14 protein-coding genes are annotated in these 20,568 nt (G+C 63.3%); 4 read left to right on the top strand and 10 right to left on the bottom strand.

Annotated elements, in window-relative coordinates; all coding sequences use genetic code 11:
- Positions 1 to 49: 49 nt before the first annotated feature.
- The gene (locus LDN85_RS13200) at positions 50 to 1,102 is read right to left on the bottom strand and encodes a 3-isopropylmalate dehydrogenase (RefSeq protein WP_223943278.1); all 1,053 of its coding nucleotides are present in this window, start codon (positions 1,100 to 1,102) and stop codon (positions 50 to 52) included.
- 124 nt (positions 1,103 to 1,226) lie between these two features.
- Here LDN85_RS13200 and LDN85_RS13205 point away from each other — a divergent pair, with 124 nt between their 5' ends.
- The 4 genes from LDN85_RS13205 to LDN85_RS13220 all read left to right on the top strand — a co-directional run bounded on the left by LDN85_RS13205 (position 1,227) and on the right by LDN85_RS13220 (position 6,482).
- The gene (locus LDN85_RS13205; protein ID WP_026546066.1) at positions 1,227 to 2,411 is read left to right on the top strand and encodes a histidine kinase; all 1,185 of its coding nucleotides are present in this window, start codon (positions 1,227 to 1,229) and stop codon (positions 2,409 to 2,411) included.
- A gap of 3 nt (positions 2,412 to 2,414) precedes the next feature.
- Positions 2,415 to 3,128: a response regulator transcription factor gene (locus LDN85_RS13210; RefSeq protein ID WP_026546067.1), complete on the top strand. Its 714-nt coding sequence runs from the start codon at positions 2,415 to 2,417 to the stop codon at positions 3,126 to 3,128.
- 88 nt (positions 3,129 to 3,216) lie between these two features.
- The gene (locus LDN85_RS13215; RefSeq protein WP_223943279.1) at positions 3,217 to 4,011 is read left to right on the top strand and encodes an ABC transporter ATP-binding protein; all 795 of its coding nucleotides are present in this window, start codon (positions 3,217 to 3,219) and stop codon (positions 4,009 to 4,011) included.
- Positions 4,012 to 4,013: 2 nt separating this feature from the next.
- On the top strand, positions 4,014 to 6,482 hold the full coding sequence (locus tag LDN85_RS13220) for an ABC transporter permease (RefSeq protein WP_223943280.1): 2,469 nt from the start codon (positions 4,014 to 4,016) through the stop codon (positions 6,480 to 6,482).
- A 101-nt stretch (positions 6,483 to 6,583) separates the two neighbouring features.
- Here LDN85_RS13220 and metG read toward each other — a convergent pair whose 3' ends face one another.
- From metG to LDN85_RS13265, 9 genes are all read right to left on the bottom strand, one after another.
- Entirely contained in the window at positions 6,584 to 8,143 is a 1,560-nt protein-coding gene (gene metG / locus LDN85_RS13225) for a methionine--tRNA ligase (protein WP_091550243.1), read from the bottom strand.
- A gap of 34 nt (positions 8,144 to 8,177) precedes the next feature.
- Positions 8,178 to 8,933, bottom strand: a complete 756-nt coding sequence (locus LDN85_RS13230) for an ATP-binding cassette domain-containing protein (protein WP_026540219.1) — start codon at positions 8,931 to 8,933, stop codon at positions 8,178 to 8,180.
- A complete protein-coding gene (locus LDN85_RS13235) occupies positions 8,930 to 11,740 on the bottom strand; it encodes an FtsX-like permease family protein (RefSeq protein WP_223943281.1) in 2,811 nt (936 codons plus the stop codon). The genes LDN85_RS13230 and LDN85_RS13235 overlap by 4 nt, the downstream gene beginning before the upstream one ends.
- A 215-nt stretch (positions 11,741 to 11,955) precedes the next feature.
- A complete protein-coding gene (gene serA / locus LDN85_RS13240) occupies positions 11,956 to 13,554 on the bottom strand; it encodes a phosphoglycerate dehydrogenase (protein ID WP_223943282.1) in 1,599 nt (532 codons plus the stop codon).
- A 290-nt stretch (positions 13,555 to 13,844) separates the two neighbouring features.
- Positions 13,845 to 14,870 (bottom strand): ketol-acid reductoisomerase, encoded by a 1,026-nt coding sequence (gene ilvC / locus LDN85_RS13245; RefSeq protein ID WP_026540216.1) that lies wholly within the window; start codon positions 14,868 to 14,870, stop codon positions 13,845 to 13,847.
- Positions 14,871 to 14,937: 67 nt separating this feature from the next.
- Positions 14,938 to 15,450, bottom strand: a complete 513-nt coding sequence (gene ilvN, locus LDN85_RS13250) for an acetolactate synthase small subunit (RefSeq protein WP_021470923.1) — start codon at positions 15,448 to 15,450, stop codon at positions 14,938 to 14,940.
- 2 nt (positions 15,451 to 15,452) lie between these two features.
- Complete coding sequence (locus tag LDN85_RS13255) at positions 15,453 to 17,357, bottom strand: acetolactate synthase large subunit (RefSeq protein WP_026540215.1); 1,905 nt, start codon at positions 17,355 to 17,357, stop codon at positions 15,453 to 15,455.
- 294 nt (positions 17,358 to 17,651) lie between these two features.
- On the bottom strand, positions 17,652 to 19,370 hold the full coding sequence (gene ilvD, locus LDN85_RS13260; RefSeq protein ID WP_223943283.1) for a dihydroxy-acid dehydratase: 1,719 nt from the start codon (positions 19,368 to 19,370) through the stop codon (positions 17,652 to 17,654).
- Between the two features lie 124 nt (positions 19,371 to 19,494).
- Complete coding sequence (locus LDN85_RS13265) at positions 19,495 to 20,427, bottom strand: LysR family transcriptional regulator (RefSeq protein WP_223943284.1); 933 nt, start codon at positions 20,425 to 20,427, stop codon at positions 19,495 to 19,497.
- Between the last annotated feature and the right edge of the window lie 141 nt (positions 20,428 to 20,568).

The raw sequence follows: 20,568 nt of genomic DNA on the forward strand, positions 1-20,568 counted from the left end.
AGGGAAGCAGGTAAATAATTCAACACAAGCTTACGCCTGAGTATTGGGCCTAAAGTGCGGCCGCGATGGCATCGCCGATGGCAGCTGTGCTGCGTGGCTCGCCGGTGCGGCTTTCGACGTCGGCGACCACTGCCGCCTCGATCTTGCGGGCCGCCGTGGTGTAGCCAAGGTGGTCCAGGAGGAGCACTGCGGAGAGGATGGCCGCGGTGGGATCGGCTTTCTGCTGTCCGGCGATATCCGGAGCGGAGCCGTGGACGGGCTCGAACATCGACGGCGCTGTGCGGTCCATGTTGATGTTGCCCGATGCCGCCAGGCCGATGCCGCCGGTCACGGCTGCGGCGAGGTCGGTGAGGATGTCACCAAAGAGGTTGTCGGTAACGATCACGTCGAAGCGCGCGGGGTCGGTCACCATGAAAATGGTGGCGGCGTCGATGTGCAGGTAGTCGTGCGTGACCTCGGGGAATTCCTGGGCCACCGCTTCAACAGTGCGCTTCCACAGGTGTCCGGCAAAAACCAGCACATTGTGCTTGTGGACGAGCGTGACGTGCTTACGCTGGCGCTCGTTGGCACGACGGAACGCATCGCGGACAACGCGCTCCACACCGTGGGCCGTGTTGAGGGAGACCTCGGTAGCGACCTCGTGGGGGGTGCCACCGCGCAACGTCCCGCCATTGCCCACGTACGGACCTTCGGTGCCCTCGCGGACCACGATGAAATCAATCGTGCCGGGGTTTGCCAAGGGGCTGCCGACAGTGCCGTACAGGCGGGAGGGGCGCAGGTTCACGTAGTGGTCCAGGCTGAAGCGGAGCTTGAGCAGCATCTCGCGTTCGATGATGCCAGAGGGGATGCGGGTATCACCCGGGGCCGCTCCCACAGCGCCGAAGAGGATGGCATCGCGGGTGCGAAGGTCCGCCAGGACCTCGTCCGGGAGGGTCTCGCCTGTTTCAAGCCAGTGCTGGGCACCGAGCTTGTAGTTGGTCAGTTCAAGGGCAACGCCTTCGGCGGCTACGGCCTTTTCGAGGACCTTGACGGCTTCGGCGATGACCTCGGGGCCAATGCCGTCGCCAGGGATGACAGCGAGATTGATGGACGTTGCACTCATAGCTCTATCTAGCCAAGCAATCCACATGCTGGTCAAAATCGTCTCATTCTGCGAACACTTCCATGCCAGGGAGTCAGACCACAGCATGATGCCCGCCATGGGAACCACCGCATAGAGTCTAAACGTGGATAGAAGGCATGCGGTTTATGAATGGTTCCGGATCAACCGCTTCATGGTTGACCTGACGGCAACGTGCCTGCTGATCCTGCTCTTCGGCCCGGTTTACCTCCTTGCTGATCGTCCGTGGCTCTCACTGTTGTCCTGCAGCCTCCTGCTCCCCCTCGCCTGGCGACGCACGCGGCCGGAGTTGGCGGCCGGCGCAGTGATCCTGGTGTGCCTGATCCAGTGGGCGGTAGGCGCTGAACCAGTGGCAGGCCAAATCGCCGTCCCTTTGGTCATCTACGCCACCGCGGCCTACGGGCCTGCCTGGGCCAGCCGGAGTGTCCTGATTGCCGGCCTCGCAGGCGGCGTCATGCTCACCACCCGGTTGTTCTCGACCACTGTGGAGTCGGGAATCATGGGCCTGACCATCGGCACGCTGTACACCGTCCTGATCTGGATGCTGGTGCTGGTCAGCTGGACGCTGGGAGACCTCACCCGGGTACGCAGGCTCCAGCTCCAGGCGTTGGAGGACAGGACGCGGCGCCTGGAAGTGGAGCAGTTGCAGGAACGGAAACTGGCCGCCGCGGATGAGCGTTCCCACATTGCCCGCGAGATGCACGACATCGTGGCGCATTCCTTGTCCGTGATCATCACCCAGGCCGATGGAGCGAGGTACGCTGCCGCCGCTAAGCCCGAGCTCGCAACTGAAGCCCTGGCCACGATTGCTGCCACGGGCAGGGACTCCCTGGGCGAAATGCGCAGGCTGCTGGGAGTACTCCGCTCCGACGACGACTCCCCCACCCGCCCGCAGCCGCGACTCTCGGACCTGGACGAACTGCTCCTCGGGTTCCGGGCCGCCACCCTTCAAGTTGCTTTTGAACAGAGCGGCGTTCCCCGCCGGGCGCTGCCTGCCGGAGCGGAGCTCACGGCGTACCGCATCATCCAGGAAGCCCTCACCAACGTCATGAAGCACGCCGGCCCGCAAGCGAAGGCGGGCGTCACTTTGACATGGCAGGCCCGGGGCCTGCAGCTGGACATCCTCGACGACGGCCGGGGCGCCGCTGCTGATCCGCCGGCACCTGGCGGTGGGAATGGCTTGCTGGGAATGAGCGAGAGAGTCTCCCTCTACGATGGTTCCTTGGCAGCAGGCCCGGAACAGGGCGGCGGTTTCCGCGTGTCTGCATTCATCCCGTATTCGGAGGCTTAAGCAATGGCAGAAGTTCCTGCGCCCATCAGGGTGGCGCTCGTTGATGACCAGCAGTTGGTGCGGTCCGGTTTTGGGATGCTCATCAATTCCCAGCCGGACCTTGAGGTCGTAGCCGAGGCCGGTAACGGGATCGAGGCTGTCCAGGCGTTGGCAGCCACCGCCGCCGATGTTGTCCTCATGGATGTCCGGATGCCGGGCATGGACGGCATCGAGGCAACCCGCCGCATCCTGGAACAGGCCGCAGCACAGCCTTCAGGCTCCCAGCGGGCGGAAGTCAAAATAGTGGTGCTGACTACCTTCGACCTGGACGAGTACGCGCTGGCAGCCATCCAGGCCGGGGCCAGCGGGTTCCTCCTGAAGGATGCCCCACCCGAAGAACTACTGGAAGCCATCCGCACCGTCTTCCGCGGGGATGCGGTGATAGCTCCCTCCACCACCAGGCGTTTGCTGGACCATGTGGCACCGTTGCTGAGGACACAGACGCCGGAGCAGTCCGTGCATGCTGCCGCCGTCGAGCGCCTGACGACCCGCGAGCGCGAGGTCTTCCAGCTGATCGCCCAGGGACAGTCGAATCCCGAGATTGCCGCGGGGCTGTTCCTCTCGGAAGCCACAGTGAAAACCCATGTGGGGCACATCCTTGCCAAGTTGGGGGCCAGGGACCGGGTGCAAGTAGTGGTGATCGCCTATGAGACCGGCGTTGTAGCCCCTGGGTCCTAGCATCTCCGACCTGGGTATGAGGGCCGCCGCCGGACAATGGGCCCTTGGCCCGATCCTGTAGGGCCATGGCAGAACATAGCGTGAAAGCATGTCAACATTCACGCACCTCTCCCACCCGTCAGGAACCGAGCGGCCCAAGGGCTCCGACGCGGCCCAGGCCCGCCCCGCCGTCGAGGCCCACGAGCTGAGCAAAAGCTACGGCCGCGCAGATACCACTGTCACCGCACTGAACAAGGTCTCGGTGAGCTTTGATGCTGGAAAGTTCACGGCCATCATGGGGCCCTCAGGTTCCGGCAAGTCCACGTTGATGCATTGCCTTGCGGGCCTTGATACAGCGGACTCGGGCCGCATTGTCCTCGGTGGCACGGAGTTGACGGGCCTGAACGACCGTCAGCTCACGGCGCTCCGCAGGGAGAGGATCGGCTTCGTTTTCCAGGCCTTCAATTTGGTGCCCACGTTGACGGCCGAGCAGAACATCACCCTTCCGCTGGCTTTGGCGGGGACCACCGCCGACGCCGCGTGGCTGGATACCGTTGTCAACACCCTGGGCCTGAAGGACCGGCTCAAGCACCGCCCGCACGAGCTTTCCGGCGGGCAACAGCAACGCGTGGCAGTAGCCCGGGCCTTGCTGACCCGTCCCGACGTCGTATTCGGCGATGAACCAACGGGCAACCTTGACTCCAAAGCCGGCGGTGAAGTGCTGGCATTGCTCCGCCGGAGCAGCCAGGAGATGGGCCAGACCATCATCATGGTCACCCACGATCCCGTGGCGGCCAGCTATGCCGACCGCGTGGTCCTGATGAGCGACGGCGGGCTGGTGGGCGAGATCCATGATCCCACCGCGGACTCGGTCCTGGCAGCCCTCGGCAAACTGGGGGCCTGAGCATGCTGCGTGTTGCCGTTTCCCAATTGACGACGCATTTCCGGCGTTTCGTCGCCATCGGACTCGCGGTGATGTTGTCCGTCATGTTCCTCTCCGCGACGCTGATGGTGGGTGCAAGCACGAATGCCTCCCTGGGCGCCAGCATCGGCGAGTCGTACCGCAACGCCGACCTGGTTGCATCATCCAGGAACGGCGAAGCGTTTACCCAGGCAGCTGTGGACGCTGCCGTCTCCGCCCCTTCAGTGGAGGACAGCTACGCCGAGCGGTCCACCTATGTCATGTTCGAAGCCGGCGGCGGTGAGCAGTACGGGCGGCTTCGCAACGCAGCGCCGGCATCCTTGGAGGGCGCTGTGTTGAAGAGCGGCTCCATGCCATCAAAGGCGTCGGAGGCAGTGATCGATGTCAAGACCGCTGAGCATCTTGGACTGTCCGTGGGGAGCATGCTTGAACTCCGCGGAGCAGGACCTGTCAAGACCGCCAAAGTCAGCATTACCGGCCTGATCCAGGCCACCAATGATCCTTTCTCCTCCTCGGCAGCACAGTTGGTGGCCTCAGATGCCGTCCTGAACGCGGTGCAGGACGCCGGAGCCGGGTTTACCGGGGTTCAGTTTTCACTCAAGTCCGGCGAAGACGCGGCGGCGGCCAAGGAGTACATCACCCATCGGATGGAGGCGGCGGGAGCGGCATCTCCTGTACTGGAAACGGCCCAGGAGAAGGTCACATCCACTGTGGCCATGCTGAGCGCGGGGCAGGACCAGCTGACCATAGTGCTGCTCGCATTCGCCGGCGTGGCCATCCTTGTCTCCACGTTGGTGGTAGCGAACACCTTCTCCGTTCTGGTGGCCCAGAGAACCAGGGAGCTGGCCCTTCTTCGGTGCCTGGGAGCAGGCCGGGGACAAATCCGCGGCTCGGTCATGCTCGAAGCTTTGGTGGTTGGTTTCCTGTCCTCGGTGCTGGGCGTCCTGGCCGCTGCAGGCCTGATGACCGGGCTGATTGCCTGGGCAAGGTCCCAGCCGGAACAGGCCTTTGCGACGTTGGCTGTCCCACCGTCTGCCATTGTTGCCGGCTTGGTCGCCGGAACAGTGTTGACTGTGGTCGCGGCGCTGGTTCCCGCAAAGGCGGCCACCGCCGTCGCGCCCCTTGCTGCGCTGCGCCCCAGCGATGACGCGTCCGTCCGGAACAAACGGGGCAAGGTGCGCCTGGTCCTGGGGCTGGTGACCCTGCTGGGCGGCGCCGCGGCGCTGGCGTACGGCAGCGTGAACGTCTCGCTGGGCGTTGCCCTGCTGGGCGGCGCTGCCTCGTTTGTGGGCATTCTCCTTTGCTCCACGCTGTTCATCCCCACAGTTGTTGCCGTAGCAGGCCGGCTCGCGGCACCGGCGGGAGTGCCGGGCAAGCTCGCCGCCGTGAACGCCACACGCAACCCTGCCCGCACCTCGGCGACGGCTGCGGCACTGCTTATTGGCGTCACCTTGGTCTCGCTCATGATGACCGGAGCGGCCACCTCGCGGCAGGCGTTCAACGACACCCTCGCCGAGAACTACCCTGTGGACCTTTCCGCCCAGACTGCGGTGGATGGTTCAGGCGATCACGATCAGGCTTTGGCGAGGATCAAAGGGCTCGACGGCGTCAGCGCGGCGGTCCTGCTGGAACCGGTGGGAACACTCAGCGATACAACAACCCCCGACGGCGGCCAGACCATCTATGGCATCTCCGCCGCCGATGCCGCGGAAGTCCTGCGCGATAACAACCTGAAACCTGGTCCCGGAACCCTCTACCTTCCCGAGGACTCTCCGGAAGGACCTGCCAGCATCGCGACTGCGGCAGGCAGCGTGTCCCTTGATGCCAAGGTACTGCGCACCCGCCACGTTCCGGCGTTCGTGGAGAGTTCCAGCATTCCTGCCTCTGCGCTGCCTGAAACCGCCTCCATGGTGTGGGTGAAACTGGATGATTCGGTCTCCACGGACAGAGTGCAGGCCCTTCAGAAGGACATTGCTGCGGCATTGGGTGTGCAGGAGCGCACGGTCAGTGGGGCCGCCATCGAGCGGGTGACGTTCAACAGCATCATTGACGTGCTGCTGTTGGTTGTCACCGGGCTGCTGGGTGTGGCCGTAGTCATTGCCTTGATCGGGGTGGCCAACACCTTGTCCCTCTCGGTCCTGGAACGGACCCGGGAGAACTCGCTACTCAGGGCGCTGGGCCTCACCAAAGGCCAGCTCCGCGGAATGCTGGCCATCGAGGCCGTACTGGTCGCCGGCGTGGCCGCCATCATGGGTGCGGGAATGGGCATCGTCTACGGCTGGCTCGGGGCACAGGCAACCCTGGGCGGGGTAGCGAGTGTTGTTCCGGCCGTGCCGTGGCTGCAACTGGCCGCCGTCTTTGGCGTAGCTGTGGTGGCAGGTCTGCTGGCCTCGGTCATCCCGGCCCGGCGGGCGGCGCGACTTTCCCCGGTGGAGGGACTGGCTACCGCCTAGACCCTCTTTCACATATCCCCCTGAAATAAGAAACGCTCTCCCACTTCCCGGCAGGAAGTGAGAGAGCGTTTCTTATTGATGCCCGTTAGGTGGGAGAGGGTTTACGCCTCGGCGGGCTCCTCGTAGCGGGGGAAGACGGGTGCCGGAGCCGGCAACTGTGTGCCCGCAACGATCGGCGTGGCGATTGCGGCGAACTGCCTGGCCTCACCTTCGGCCTGGCCGAGCACCTCAAGCAGTTTGGCGGACGACGACGGCATGACCGGCTGGGCGAGGATCGCCACGATCCTCACTACCTCCAACGTGACGTACAGGACCGTGTTCATACGCTCGATGTCCGTCTTCCGCAGGACCCACGGGGCCTGCTCGGCAAAGTAGGCGTTGGTGTCGCCCAGCACGGTCCAGATGGCTTCCAGCGCCCTGCTGAATTCCTGCTTGTCAAAGGCGGAGCGGGCTGTCTCCAGCAACTCCCCCGCCTGTGCCAGCAAGGCAGTGTCCTCCGCAGTGAAGGCGCCCGGTACCGGAACCTTGCCTTCGCAGTTCTTCGCCACCATGGACAACGAACGCTGGGCAAGGTTTCCGAAGTTGTTGGCGAGGTCCGAATTCATGCGGCCCACGATTGCCTCGTGGTTGTAGTTGCCGTCAGCACCGAAAGGAACTTCGCGGAGGAAGAAGTACCGGCACTGGTCCAGCCCGTACTGGGCTACGAAATCCTGGGGGGCCACCACGTTGCCGAGGGACTTGGACATCTTGACGCCGTTGTTGGTGAGGAAGCCGTGGATCATGACGCGTTGTGGCAGCTCCAGTCCGGCGCTCAACAAGAACGCAGGCCAGTAGATGGCATGGAAACGCGAGATGTCCTTGCCGATCACGTGGACGTCAGCGGGCCAGAACTTCCTGAAGGATTCAGACTCGATATCCGGGTAGCCAACGCCGGTGAGGTAGTTGGTGAGGGCGTCAACCCAGACGTACATGACGTGCTTCTCATCGCCCGGAACAGGAACACCCCAGTCGAAGGTGGTGCGGCTGATCGACAAGTCCTCAAGACCACGCTTGACGAAGCTGATGACCTCGTTGAAGCGGGACTGCGGTGCGCCGAATTCAGGCTGAGCCTCATACAGCTCGAGAAGCTTTTCCTGGTAGTTGGAGAGCCGGAAGAAGTAGCTCTCCTCAGCAGTCCAGGTGACCAGGGTGTCAGTCTCCTTGGAGTAGCGGAGCCCGTCATCCTTCACTACGGTGTCGTCCTCGACGTAGTACGCCTCGTCACGGACCGAGTACCAGCCTTCGTATTTGGAGAGGTAGATGTCGCCGTTGGCTTCCATCTTCTTCCAAATGGCTTGGGAAGCGGCATAGTGATCGGGATCGGTGGTGCGGATGAAACGGTCGTGGGAGATACCCAGGTCCTTGCTCATCTGCTGGAAGGCAGCGGAATTGCGGTCCGCGAGTTGCTTGGCAGTGATGCCTTCCTTCTCGGCAGACTGCTGCATCTTGAGTCCGTGCTCGTCCGTCCCGGTCATGAAGAACACTTCATGGCCGTCAAGGCGCTTGAAACGCGCCATGGCATCGGTGGCAATGACCTCGTAGGCGTGGCCGATGTGCGGCACGCCGTTGGGGTAGCTGATTGCGGTGGTGATGTAGAACGGGGATTTCTCTGGAGACGTCACTCTAAGAAGTTACCTTTATTTAGGATGAAATAGCTTAGTTTAGTTCCGTCAGCGTATCGCTGAGCCGGACCAGTTCGTGGTCGTGGGAGGCCACCAGCACGGCGATGCCATCACTGGTGGTGTCCTTGAGGATCCCGATGATGCGGTTGGCCGCGGCCCGGTCCAAGCTGGCCGTGGGCTCGTCCACCACCAGTACGCGGGTACCCAGGATCAGGGCACGGGCAATAGCCACACGCTGGCGTTCACCACCGGAGAGCTGGGCGGGACGGTGGCGCATGCGGCGTCCCAGGCCCACCAGGTCCAGGAGGTCCTTGGCCATCTCGGTCCGCTGCTCCACTTCGCCGTCAGGCACGGCGGGAAGCAGGACGTTCTCCAGGGCGCTCATGCCGTCGATCAAGGCGCCGCCCTGGTCCACATATCCGATGAGTGCACGGCGACGGTCGGCGATTTCGTCATCGCCCATGGTCTCCAGAGGCAGGCCCTCCCAAAAGACCTTGCCCGACGTCGGGAGCGTCAGTCCGGCGCTCACCGTCAGGATGCTCGTCTTGCCGGAACCGCTTCGGCCGGCGATGCAGTGCATCTCACCGGCGTGGAGGGTGAGGTTGAAGTCGTCGACGACGTCCACTTCCTCGGCGCCGCCTTTGTCGCCACCGTAATGGATGGTCACGCGGCTCAGTTCCAAGGGAGTTGCGTGGTCAGCGGCCTTCACGATCGTGTTGGCGCGGGTCTGCAGCGACTCTTCCGTGGATTCCGGGGTGGCCGTCAGCTCGGGGTTGAGTTTGTCAGTCATTTGACTACTTTCGTTGCAATCGGAATCCAGCAAATTACGGCCAGCAGACCGGCCAATCCGGCCCACAGGGCCGCGTAGGGTGCCAGCAGCAACCCGAGTCCCAGGGCGCCGAGGACGCCGAGGGGAAGTGCCACTGTGCCTACAAGGGCGTTCTCGAAGAAGCGGACCTGGCCCAGCATGTCCGGGTTCCAGCCCATGGCCTTCAACGTACCGAGGTACTCCCGCTTGGCGTGGAGTTCAAAGCGACCGGTCACGAGGGTCAGCAGCAGGCCAACCACTACTCCGAAGACTGCCAGGATGACGCTGGGCAAGGCGATGCTTGCAGCGGCCAGGCCACTGAGGGCGCTGGCACCGGCCGCCCGCGGAATATCGATCAGCAGCGCGATCAGGGCACCTACTGCAGCCCCGAACACACCTACCGCCACCGCAAGGGAGATGGAGTTGAACCGGTTGGTGGTGAGTTGCCTGTTGGCGAAGGTCAACGGAGAGTCCACCGTTACAAGGCGGTCATCGTGCTGCGGCTCCTGGTCGATCACCACGCGGTGGCGCAGCTGCTGGGCAGCCAGCCAGGCGGCTCCACAGTAGATGATCAGCATGGTCACTGAAACGATCACGGTGGCGATGTTCCAACTGAGCAGGCTGAGGATGACTCCGGCGGCAGCGAGGGCTGCCGCGCCTACGGCAAATTCTTCAAGGACCCAGGACCGGATGCGTTTCTGCGTCCAGCCCATCGCCCTGAGAATGCCGGCTTCGCTCCGGCGCTGCCTGATGTAGCTGACCGTCGACGCGCCGGTCAGGAGCGTTGCGCCCAACAGGGTCAGGAAGAGCAGGGTGATGTTGGTACCGGTCAGCGAACCGGAGACGGCGTCGGCTGCATCCTGGCGGACCCAAGACTGCTGGACGGTGCCCAGGGGTGATTCCTTGCCGGCGTCGTCCTTGCTGTAGCCGGGGACGAAAATGTTGGCATCTTCGCGTGCGGAACCGGCCACCACGGTGGCCTCCAGCCCGAGCTCACGGATCTGGGTGGCCAGCTTCTCCACCTCAGGCTGGGCAGTCTTCCAGTTACCGGTAGCCGAAGCCTTGACCCGGATGGCGTCGATGACGTCGGCATTGGTGTCGTAGCCGCGGGCTGCAGCGAGGCCGTAGTAGTCGGTAATGGCACCGGCAGACTGGCTGACCAGCCCCGTAGCGCTCAACGAAGGCTTCAATTCCGTGCCTGCTACATCCTTGCCCTCAGCGTCCTTGGTGAGGGTCATCGGAGTGGGGTCGTAGCCGCCCAGGGGGAGCTTGTTGACATCACCGGCTGCCGACTGCACGGCTGCGGGGTCGAAGGTGCCATAAACCATGGGAAGCGGTGCCGCCGGTTTCTTGCCCGTTTCCAGGTCTTCCCGGTAGGAGCGCTCATCAACAGGCTTCCGTTGGGTCTGGTCCACGGCTGCACCAAAGGAAGACTTCTCCGGGAGACGGTTGACCGTAACCCAGTCCCCCGGCGTCGCGCTCTTGTCCGAGGCGCCATTGGAGGCTTCGTCGCCGTCCTTGTACTTGGGCGCAGCGGCGAATGCTGCGCTCCAGGTTGCCGGGTTGTACAGGCCCTGGCTGAAGGAAGCGGTGCTCCCCAGCAGCTTGCTGTGGTCTGTGGAGCCTGGCCATTCGAGGGCAAACGGGGACTTGGAGACAAACGGGAGGTAATCCTTGTCCAGGCTGCGCGTGACCGTGCCGACCTCGTTGACCACCTTGCCGCCGGCGTCCAGTTCTTCGATTTTGACCGAGTACTGCAGGTCAAGGGAGGTGCCGGAACGGACAATGAGCGGGATCGCCTGGGAATCGTCGGTCAGCAACCCGTCACGCTTTGCCTGCTGGTACTGGGTCATCAGCGGCGCCCAGTACTTGAGCTTGACGCCCAGGAAGTCGGGGCCCTCCTCCAACTGGTCCATGCTCAGGCCAGTGGTGAAGAGGCTTTCGAAGTGGCGCCCGATTGCTCCGGCGTCACGTGCATCAGCCGGCGGGGCCTTCTCGAGGGGCGCCAGGAAGTCGCCTGCGGATCCCAGCAGCGCCCTCTCGGCCGCCGGGTCAACCGCGACGACGGACTCGGTCACCTCAGGTGCCAGTGGCAGCGCTACGGAGAGGTTGAACAGGTTGTGCTCGGAGCCAAGCGCGGGAGCCGGGAACTTGACCCCGGTCTCACCTTCGGGTCCGGCAATCCTGACGTTGGAGCCGCCTGCAGCCTGCTCCTGGATCAAGCGGCCCTTGCCCAGGGTGCCCTCTGCGCTGGTCTTGAAGAGTGTTTGCTGGTTCACGCCGTCGGAGCTCGTGGCCGAGGCGGTCAGCCGGTACTTCTTGGGCGTATCGGACAACACCGATTCGGCGGCCGGCCATTTGCTGGAATCCATGGCCGAGGGGTCCCCCGCTGTCACAGCCCCGGCCAGGCCGGCGTTGTAGCCGAGGTAGTCCATGGCGTTGAGGCGGGGAGCCTCAAGGTTCTGCGAAACGCGGGAGACCAGGCTGATGGGGGCGGCAACCGCCGTCTGGCCCATGGTGCGGATCTTTTCCAGCTGTTCAAAGCTGATCCCGCCCTGGCCGTTGGCGATTTCCGGCTGGATCAATGCACCGCCGTCGCCATCTTGGTCCTGGTCAGGCTTGGCCTGGACCAGGATGTCGTAGAGACCCCGCGAGTTCTCATCCACTGTCCTGTTCAAAGCAGCCTGCGACTGGCTTTGGACGAGGACGGACAAGCACATAGCGACGATCAAAATGGCCGCGGTCAGCAGCAGCACACGGCTTCTGATGAACCTTTGGACGGCGTTCATTGGGCTCCCTGAGACCTTGATTGCGGGCGCGCACGCAAAGTCCGGAACTCCTCAAAAGACACAAGGGAATACCGGGCTGTAGGTGCAAAAGTTGTGGCCGGCCTGCTGCCGGGTCCGAATCCCGGACCCAGCCATTGTAAGCAGACCGGCCACTCCAGCGTGCCAAAGGTGTGTCGCCGGCACGCGAACTCAGCTGATGGAAATCAGGTAAAGTCCTAGTCCTCCAGGTCCACTTCCCGGACCATGTCCGCGCCAATGCCGGCCTTGATGGCTTCCAGGACCTGCTGTGGCACGGAGCTGTCGATGGTCAGCAGGGCAAGAACCTGGCCGCCTTCGGTCTGGCGGGCAACCTGCATGCCGCCGATATTGATGTTGTTCATGCCCAGGATGTGTCCGATGGTGCCGATAACGCCGGGACGGTCCGCGTAGGCCACCACCACCAAGTGCTCGCTGATGGGGATTTCGACGTCGTACCCGTTGACGCCCACCAGCTTTTCCACCTGCTTGGGACCCGTGAGGGTTCCGGCTACGGAGATCTGGGAGCCATCGCTGAGGGCACCACGGATGGTCAGGACGTTGCGGTAGTCCTCAGCATCCGGAGTGGTGATCAGGCGGGTGTTGATGCCGCGCTGTTCGGCGATCACAGGGGCGTTGACGTAAGAGACCTGTTCGGTGACCACATCGGCGAAAACGCCCTTCAGTGCAGCAAGCTCGAGCACTTTGACATCCAGCGAGGAAATCTCGCCTGCAACTTCGACGTCGATCTGGGTGAGCGAAGCGTGCGTCAGTGCGGTGAAGATGCGGCCCAGCTTTTCAATCAGCGGGATGCCCGGGCGGACATCCGGGGCGATGACTCCGCCGGCGACGTTCACGGCGTCGGGCACCAGCTCACCGGCAAGGGCCAAGCGAACCGATTTGGCCACGGAAACCCCGGCCTTCTCCTGGGCTTCGTCCGTTGAAGCGCCCAGGTGCGGAGTCACGATGACGTTGTCGAACTCGAAGAACGGCAGGTCGGTGCTGGGCTCCTTGACGAAGACGTCAACGCCGGCTCCGGCAATCTGGCCTTCCTTCAACGCAATGTGGAGTGCTTCTTCATCCACGAGGCCGCCGCGGGCTACGTTGACCACGTAGGCGGTTTCCTTCATCTTGCGGAAAGCATCAGCGCCCAGCATCCCCACTGTTTCGGGCGTCTTGGGCATGTGGATGGTGATGAAGTCGGAATTCTCCAGGAGTTCGTCCAGGGTGACCAGCTTGACGCCCAGCTGGGCGGCACGGGCCGAGGTGATGTAGGGGTCGTACGCCAGGATCTGGGTATCGAAGCCCTGCAGGCGCGCTGCCACCAAAGCACCGATGCGGCCCAGGCCGATGATGCCGATCTTCTTTTCGAAGAGTTCGATGCCCGTGTACTTGGAGCGCTTCCACTCGCCATTCTTCAGCGCGGAGCTCGCCTGCGGAATGTGGCGTGCCAAGCTGAGGATGTGGCCAACGGTCAGCTCGGCTGCGGAGACGATGTTGGACGTCGGGGCGTTGACCACCATGACGCCTGCCTGCGTGGCGGCGGCCTTGATGTCCACGTTGTCCAGTCCGACGCCGGCACGGGCGATGACCTTCAGGTTCTTCGCGGCGGCAATGGCTTCGGCGTCCACCTGGGTAGCCGAGCGGACCAGGATGGCATCGACGTCGGCGATTGCGGACAGCAGCTGCGAACGGTCTGCGCCGTCGGTCTGTCGGATTTCAAAGTCCGGGCCCAAAGCCTCGACTGTGGCGGGCGAAAGTTCCTCGGCGAGGAGGACGACGGGTTTGCTGGCTGACACGGGGAGGCACCTTACTTTGGACAACTTTTGGGACAGGACTGGACAAGGAGCGGATGCGTGGCCCGGGGCACGGCGCCGGGACCAGCCCAGAATATCGAATACGGGCCGGGATTCCGCTGCCGGCGGGGGATGTTACGGCCGGGCCGGCGGCCGTTGTGAAGAAGTTCACAGCCAAGGCCGCTGATGAAAACATGGTCGCAATGCCGGTGATACGGCAACGCCCGCCCGGCTTTGTCCACCGGGCGGGCGCGTCGTTATGTGGCGGAGGCCTTTAGGCCGGCGCCGAAGGATCAGCGGGCTGCGGAACCTTCAACGTAGTCAGCGTCCTGCTGCTGCCAGGAGAAGAGGGAGCGCAGTTCGCGGCCGACCTCTTCGATCGGGTGCTGCTCTGCCTTGGCGCGAAGTTCCTTGAACTCGGTACCGCCGTTGTCCTGGTCGTCGATGAAGCGCTTGGCGAACGCACCGCTCTGGATGTCGGCGAGGACAGCCTTCATGTTTTCCTTCACCTCGGGGGTGATGACGCGCGGGCCGGAGACGTAGTCGCCGTACTCTGCGGTGTCCGAAACGCTCCAGCGCTGCTTGGCGATGCCGCCCTCCCACATGAGGTCAACAATGAGCTTGAGCTCGTGGAGGACCTCGAAGTAGGCGATCTGCGGCTGGTAGCCGGCTTCGGTCAGGGTTTCAAAGCCGTACTGGACCAGCTGGGAAACGCCGCCACAAAGAACGGACTGCTCGCCGAAGAGGTCGGTTTCGGTCTCTTCGGTGAAGGTGGTCTTGATGACACCGGCGCGGGTACCACCGATAGCCTTGGCGTAGGACTTCGCCAGGTCCCAGGCCGAGCCTGAGGCGTCCTGCTCCACTGCAATGATGTCCGGGATACCGCGGCCGGCTTCGAATTCGCGGCGAACCGTGTGGCCCGGCGCCTTCGGTGCGATCAGGATGACGTCAACGCCGGCCGGAGCCTCGATGTAGCCGAAGCGGATGTTGAAGCCGTGGGCGAAAGCAAGTGCCTTGCCCTCGGTCAGCTTGTCCTTGATGGAGTCGTTGTAGATCGCGCGCTGGTGCTGGTCCGGTGCCAGGATCATGATGACATCTGCCCATTCGGCGGCGTCCGCAACGTTCTTGACGGTGAAGCCGGCGTCCTCTGCCTTGGCGGCCGACTTGGAGCCGTCCTTCAGCGCAATAACAACCTCGACGCCGGAATCGCGCAGGTTAAGCGCGTGGGCGTGGCCCTGGGAGCCGTAGCCAACGATGGCTACTTTGCGGCCCTGGATGATCGACAGGTCTGCGTCGTCGTCGTAGAACATTTCAGTCACTTGCGTAACTCCTCTTGAGTGGTTTTCTTAGATATTGATTGTGGTGCTGCGGTACTGGACGTTCTGCTCACGCGGAGCGGAGCGCCCTGTCACTCATGGAGCGGGATCCCCGTCCAACGGCCAAGGTGCCGGACTGCACGATTTCACGGATGCCGAACGGCTCGAGCACTGAAAGCAGTGCGGCGAGCTTCTCGGGGGTACCGGTTGCCTCGATCACCAACGAGTCTGTGGACACGTCGACGACTGCGGCACGGAACAGGTCTGCAGCCTGGGTAACCTGCAGGCGTGTCGCGGCATCCGCACGTACTTTGACCAGGATGTGGTCACGTTGTACGGAAGATTCGGAAGTCAGCTCAACGATCTTGATGACGTTGACCAACTTATTGAGCTGCTTGGTGACCTGCTCGATCAGGTCGCCGTCGGCGTCGACGACAACCGTCATGCGGGACATGCCAGGGACCTCGGTGGGTCCCACAGCCAGGGAATTGATGTTGAACGCGCGCCGGGCAAACAGGCTGGCCACGCGGGTCAGCACGCCGGGCTTGTCTTCTACCAGAACGGACAGTGTGTGGCGGGTCATGCCTAGTCCTCCTCTTCCCATTCCGGGGTCATGTTGCGGGCAACCTGGATCTGGTCATTGCTGACACCTGAAGGCACCATGGGCCACACCATCGAGTTGGGGCTGACCACGAAGTCGATGACCACGGGGCGGTCATTGATCTCGAGTGCCTTCTGGATAGTGGCGTCAATGTCCTCGTCACGCTCGCACCGCAGTGCAGCGCAACCGTAGGCGTCGGCCAGCTTCACGAAGTCCGGAATCCGGACGGTGTCGTGGCCTGTGTTCAGGTCCGTGTTGGAGTAGCGGCCCTCGTAGAACAGCGTCTGCCATTGGCGGACCATGCCCAGCGAGGAGTTATTGATGATGGCCACCTTGATGGGGATGTTGTTGATGGCACAGGTGGCCAGTTCCTGGTTTGTCATCTGGAAGCAGCCGTCACCGTCGATGGCCCAGACCACGCGATCCGGTTCACCGACCTTGGCACCCATGGCCGCCGGAACCGAGTATCCCATGGTTCCTGCTCCACCGGAGTTCAGCCAGGCGTGCGGCCGTTCGTACTTGATGAACTGGGCAGCCCACATCTGGTGCTGGCCCACGCCGGCAACGTAGATGCCTTCGGGACCTGTGAGTTCACCGATCCGCTTGATGACGCGCTGCGGTGCGGTGAGTCCGTCTTCCGGCTCGGTCCAGCCCAGCGGGTACGTATCGCGCAAGTTGCCGAGGAAGGCCCACCAGGAATCCAGGTCCGGTGTTCCGCTCAATTCAAACTGCGTCTTCACGGCTTCGGTGAGTTCGGGAATGATCTCCTTGACCGAACCAACGATCGGGACGTCGGCGGTGCGGTTCTTGGAGATCTCAGCCGGGTCGATGTCAGCGTGGATGACCTTGGCAAACGGGGCGAAGGTCTTCAGCACGCCCGTCACGCGGTCATCAAAGCGGGCCCCAAGGGTGATCAGGAGGTCTGCTTGCTGAAGTGCGGTCACGGCGGAGACCGAGCCGTGCATACCGGGCATGCCGACATGTTGCGGGTGCGAATCAGGGAAAGCACCACGGGCCATCAAGGTGGTAACCACGGGAGCGCCGGTAGCCAGGGCAAGTTCCATGAGTTCGGCCGAGGCATGGCCCTTGACCACGCCGCCGCCGACGTACAGCACGGGCTTGCTGGCAGCAGCGATCAGCTTGGCAGCTTCGCGGACCTGCTTGTTGTGTCCACGCACCACGGGACGGTAGCCCGGCAGGTCCACCTTCGGAGGCCAGGAGAACGTCATCTGGCCCACTTGGGCGTCCTTGGCGATGTCCACCAGGACCGGGCCCGGACGACCCGTGGAGGCGAGGTGGAATGCCTCGGCCATCACATGCGGGATGTCGTTGGGGTCCGTCACCAGGAACGAGTGCTTGGTGATGGGCATCGTGATACCCACGATGTCAGCTTCCTGGAAGGCATCGGTGCCGATGACTCCACTGGAGACCTGTCCGGTGATGGCCACCATCGGCACGGAGTCCATGTGGGCATCCATGATGGCGGTAACGAGGTTGGTGGCACCGGGGCCGGAGGTGGCGATGCAAACTCCAACCCGTCCGGTAACCATGGCGTAGCCTTGCGCGGCGTGGCCGGCTCCCTGTTCGTGACGGACCAGGATGTGATTCATGCTGGAGGCCATCAAGGGGTCGTAGGTGGGCAGGATCGCGCCACCGGGCAAACCGAAAATATCGTCCACGCCGAGTTCTTCGAGCGAGCGGACAATTGCTTGCGAGCCGGACATCACCGTTGGGGGTACAACGGTGTTCGGCCCAAGTACAGGAGAGAGAGGTGCAGCAGCGTCGACGACGACGGCCTCAGCCGTACGGTCGACCTTTTCCGGAGCTTTGTGGGCTCCAGCGGACTTTGCAGCCATCAGCGAGGGGCTGATCGGCGATCCTTTGCTCATCGGACTCTTCCTTAGTGGATCTTCAATAGATGGGTCTTGCTTGGGGGAATAAAAAAACCCCTCAGCCTTCCGGCTCTTCGAGGGGTTTGCGCGTGACGGTTCGTTACCAGTCGGGCTAAGCCACGCGCTTGGTAAGGACGACGACGCCGACGGTAACGAATGTGATCATGCGTTCAGTGTTCCCTCTAAGTGAGATACGTGTCAATTGACCACTATCGTATCTCACTATTTGGACAGCCATGTCCGCCTGCCGGACTCCGGCGGCCCTGCGGCAGCCGGAGTCCCAGACAGGAATTATCCGCAGTACGCCCCCGTTGAGGCGCTGTGGACAAGCTTGGCGTACTTGGCAAGGACACCCTTGGTGAACTTCGCCGGCAGCGGCTCCCAGCCCTCCTTGCGGGCTTCGAGCTCCGCCTCGTCCACCAGGAGGTCGAACGAGCGTGCAGCGATGTCGACGCGGATGCGGTCCCCGTCCTTCACAAAGGCGATGGGACCGCCGTCGACCGCTTCAGGGGCAACGTGGCCAATGCAGAGTCCGGTTGTGCCGCCGGAGAACCGGCCATCGGTGAGCAGCAGGACATCCTTGCCCAGCCCTGCCCCCTTGATGGCGCCGGTAATGGCCAGCATCTCGCGCATGCCGGGGCCGCCCTTGGGGCCTTCGTAGCGGATCACCACCACGTCACCCTTATGGATTTCGCCGTTGTCCAGCGCAGTGAGGGCGCCTTGTTCACGCTCGAATACGCGGGCGGTGCCTTCGAAGACGTCGGCGTCGAAGCCGGCGCTCTTCACCACTGCGCCTTCAGGTGCCATGGAGCCGTGGAGGATGGTGATGCCGCCGGTCTTGTGGATGGGGTTGTCCAGCGCCCGGAGGATCTTGCCGTCGAGGTCCGGCGGGTTGATGGAGGCGAGGTTCTCGGCGAGGGTCTTGCCGGTGACGGTGAGGCAGTCGCCATGCAGCAGGCCGGCGTCGAGCAGTGCCTTCATGATGACGGGAACGCCGCCAATCTTGTCCACATCGGTCATGACGTAGCGGCCAAAAGGCTTCAGGTCGCCAAGGTGGGGAATCTTGTCACCGATACGGTTGAAGTCATCAAGGGTCAGCTCGACTTCTGCCTCGCGGGCAATTGCCAGCAAGTGCAGGACGGCATTGGTGGAACCACCGAAAGCCATGGTTACCGCAATGGCGTTTTCAAAGGCCTTCTTGGTCATGATGTCCCGGGCTGTGATCCCCAGGCGCAGCAGGTTCACCACCGCTTCCCCGGACTTACGGGCGAAGTCATCACGACGCCGGTCTGCCGAAGGCGGGGCGGCGGAACCGGGAAGGGACATCCCCAAGGCTTCGCCGATGCAGGCCATGGTGTTCGCCGTGTACATACCGCCGCAGGCACCTTCGCCCGGGCAAATGGCTTTTTCGATCCGGGTGAGGTCTTCCATGCTCATCTTGCCTGCAGCGCAGGCACCGACAGCTTCGAAGGCATCGATGAGGGTGACTTCCTTTTCCGAGCCGTCCTCAAGCTTGACCCAGCCGGGCATGATGGACCCGGCGTAGAGGAACACCGATGCGAGGTCCAGGCGGGCAGCAGCCATCAGCATTCCGGGAAGTGATTTGTCGCAACCGGCCAGCAGGACCGAACCGTCGATCCGTTCGGCCTGCATCACCGTTTCCACGGAGTCGGCAATGACTTCGCGGGAAACCAGAGAGAAGTGCATGCCTTCATGCCCCATGGAAATGCCGTCCGAGACGGAAATCGTGCCGAACTGCATGGGAAAGCCCCCACCGGCATGGACGCCTTCCTTGGCGCCTTGTGCAAGCCGGTTAAGGGAGAGGTTGCAGGGGGTAATTTCATTCCAGGAACTGGCGACGCCGATCTGGGGTTTGGCGAAGTCGTCGTCCCCCATGCCCACTGCACGGAACATCCCACGGGCAGGTGCAGCGTGGATGCCGTCAGTGACCACCCGGCTGCGTGGCTTGATATCCGGCGTGGTGTGTGTCGCAATCTCAGTGTCACTCATGACCAAAGTCTATGGGTACGCAGGCCCGGCCACCGCTGTTCGCTGCCGCGTTAAGCGGGATCGGCCGAATATTGCAGGACACCGGCGCGTTCCCTTGTGGTCCGGCCCCCGGCTGTCCGGGGGTTCAGGTTCGCCCGGGAGCATCCTGGAGCTCCCTGGCGATCGCCGCGGCCTCGTTCCTGAGCATGTCAAGGACCATGGCGATTGTGCCCCTGGCTGCAACCTCCTGACGGGACAGGGCAACAATGCTCCTGCTGGCTTTCACGTCAGTCAACGGCCGGAGCACCAGTCCACGCCGGGCACTGGCCCGGGCGGTATAGCGCGGCAGGAGGCAGATCCCGTGGCCGGCGACCACCAGCGCTTCCAATACCCGCAGGTCCGGATACCGCTGGCCGCGCCTGGCTTGACGGCCTGCATGGAGCTCGATCTGGCGAAGGACAGTGTCGAAGGGAAACCCCTCCGGCACGCCGATCCACGGGTAGTCAACCACATCCCCCGGGCTCAAACGTGCCTTCGCTGCCAGCGGATGTCCGGCGGGCATGGCGACGTCCAGGGCCTCTTCGAGCAGCGGGACAACCGTCGGTCCTTGGCGGGCAAATACGTCCGGCCCATCCACGCTGTGGGCCAGGACAATGTCGTAGTCCGCCACCAGCGGCGCGAAGTGGGCGGTTCCCGGGTCTTCGAAGTACGCGTCAAAAGTCAGCCCTTCCACCGCGGATACCCGATGCAGCACCCCGGGCAGGAGCATTTCGGCGGCACTGGGGAAGAAAGCCGCCGAGACACGGGTCTGCCAGCCTTTCCTGTAGGTGTCGATGGTGGACTCAGCGCGCGCCATTGCAGTGGCTATGTCCGCAGCAGCGGCCGCCATGGCATATCCAGCTTCGGTCAACTGGACGCCCCGGCCGACTTTTTCCACCAGCACAACACCGATTTCCGCCTGCAGTGTCTTCAATTGCTGCGAGACGGCAGAAGCCGTGACATTCATTGCTTCAGCTGTGGCACCGACGCTTTGCCGGTCTGCCAACTCGCGCAGAATCTGCAGCCTCTTGAAATCCATTCAGCCAGCCTAGGCGACCCCGGAGGAATTGGCTTTCCAGCCATTTCCGGCGCCGGAATTATGGCCTGCAGGGGCGGCAAATTTCCATGGAACAGCAGGTCAAACGCTGGACAGCCCATGGGGAGGCACGTAACGTCAGGA

The organism is Arthrobacter sp. StoSoilB20 (assembly GCF_019977295.1).
Taxonomy (GTDB): Bacteria; Actinomycetota; Actinomycetes; order Actinomycetales; family Micrococcaceae; genus Arthrobacter; species Arthrobacter nicotinovorans_A.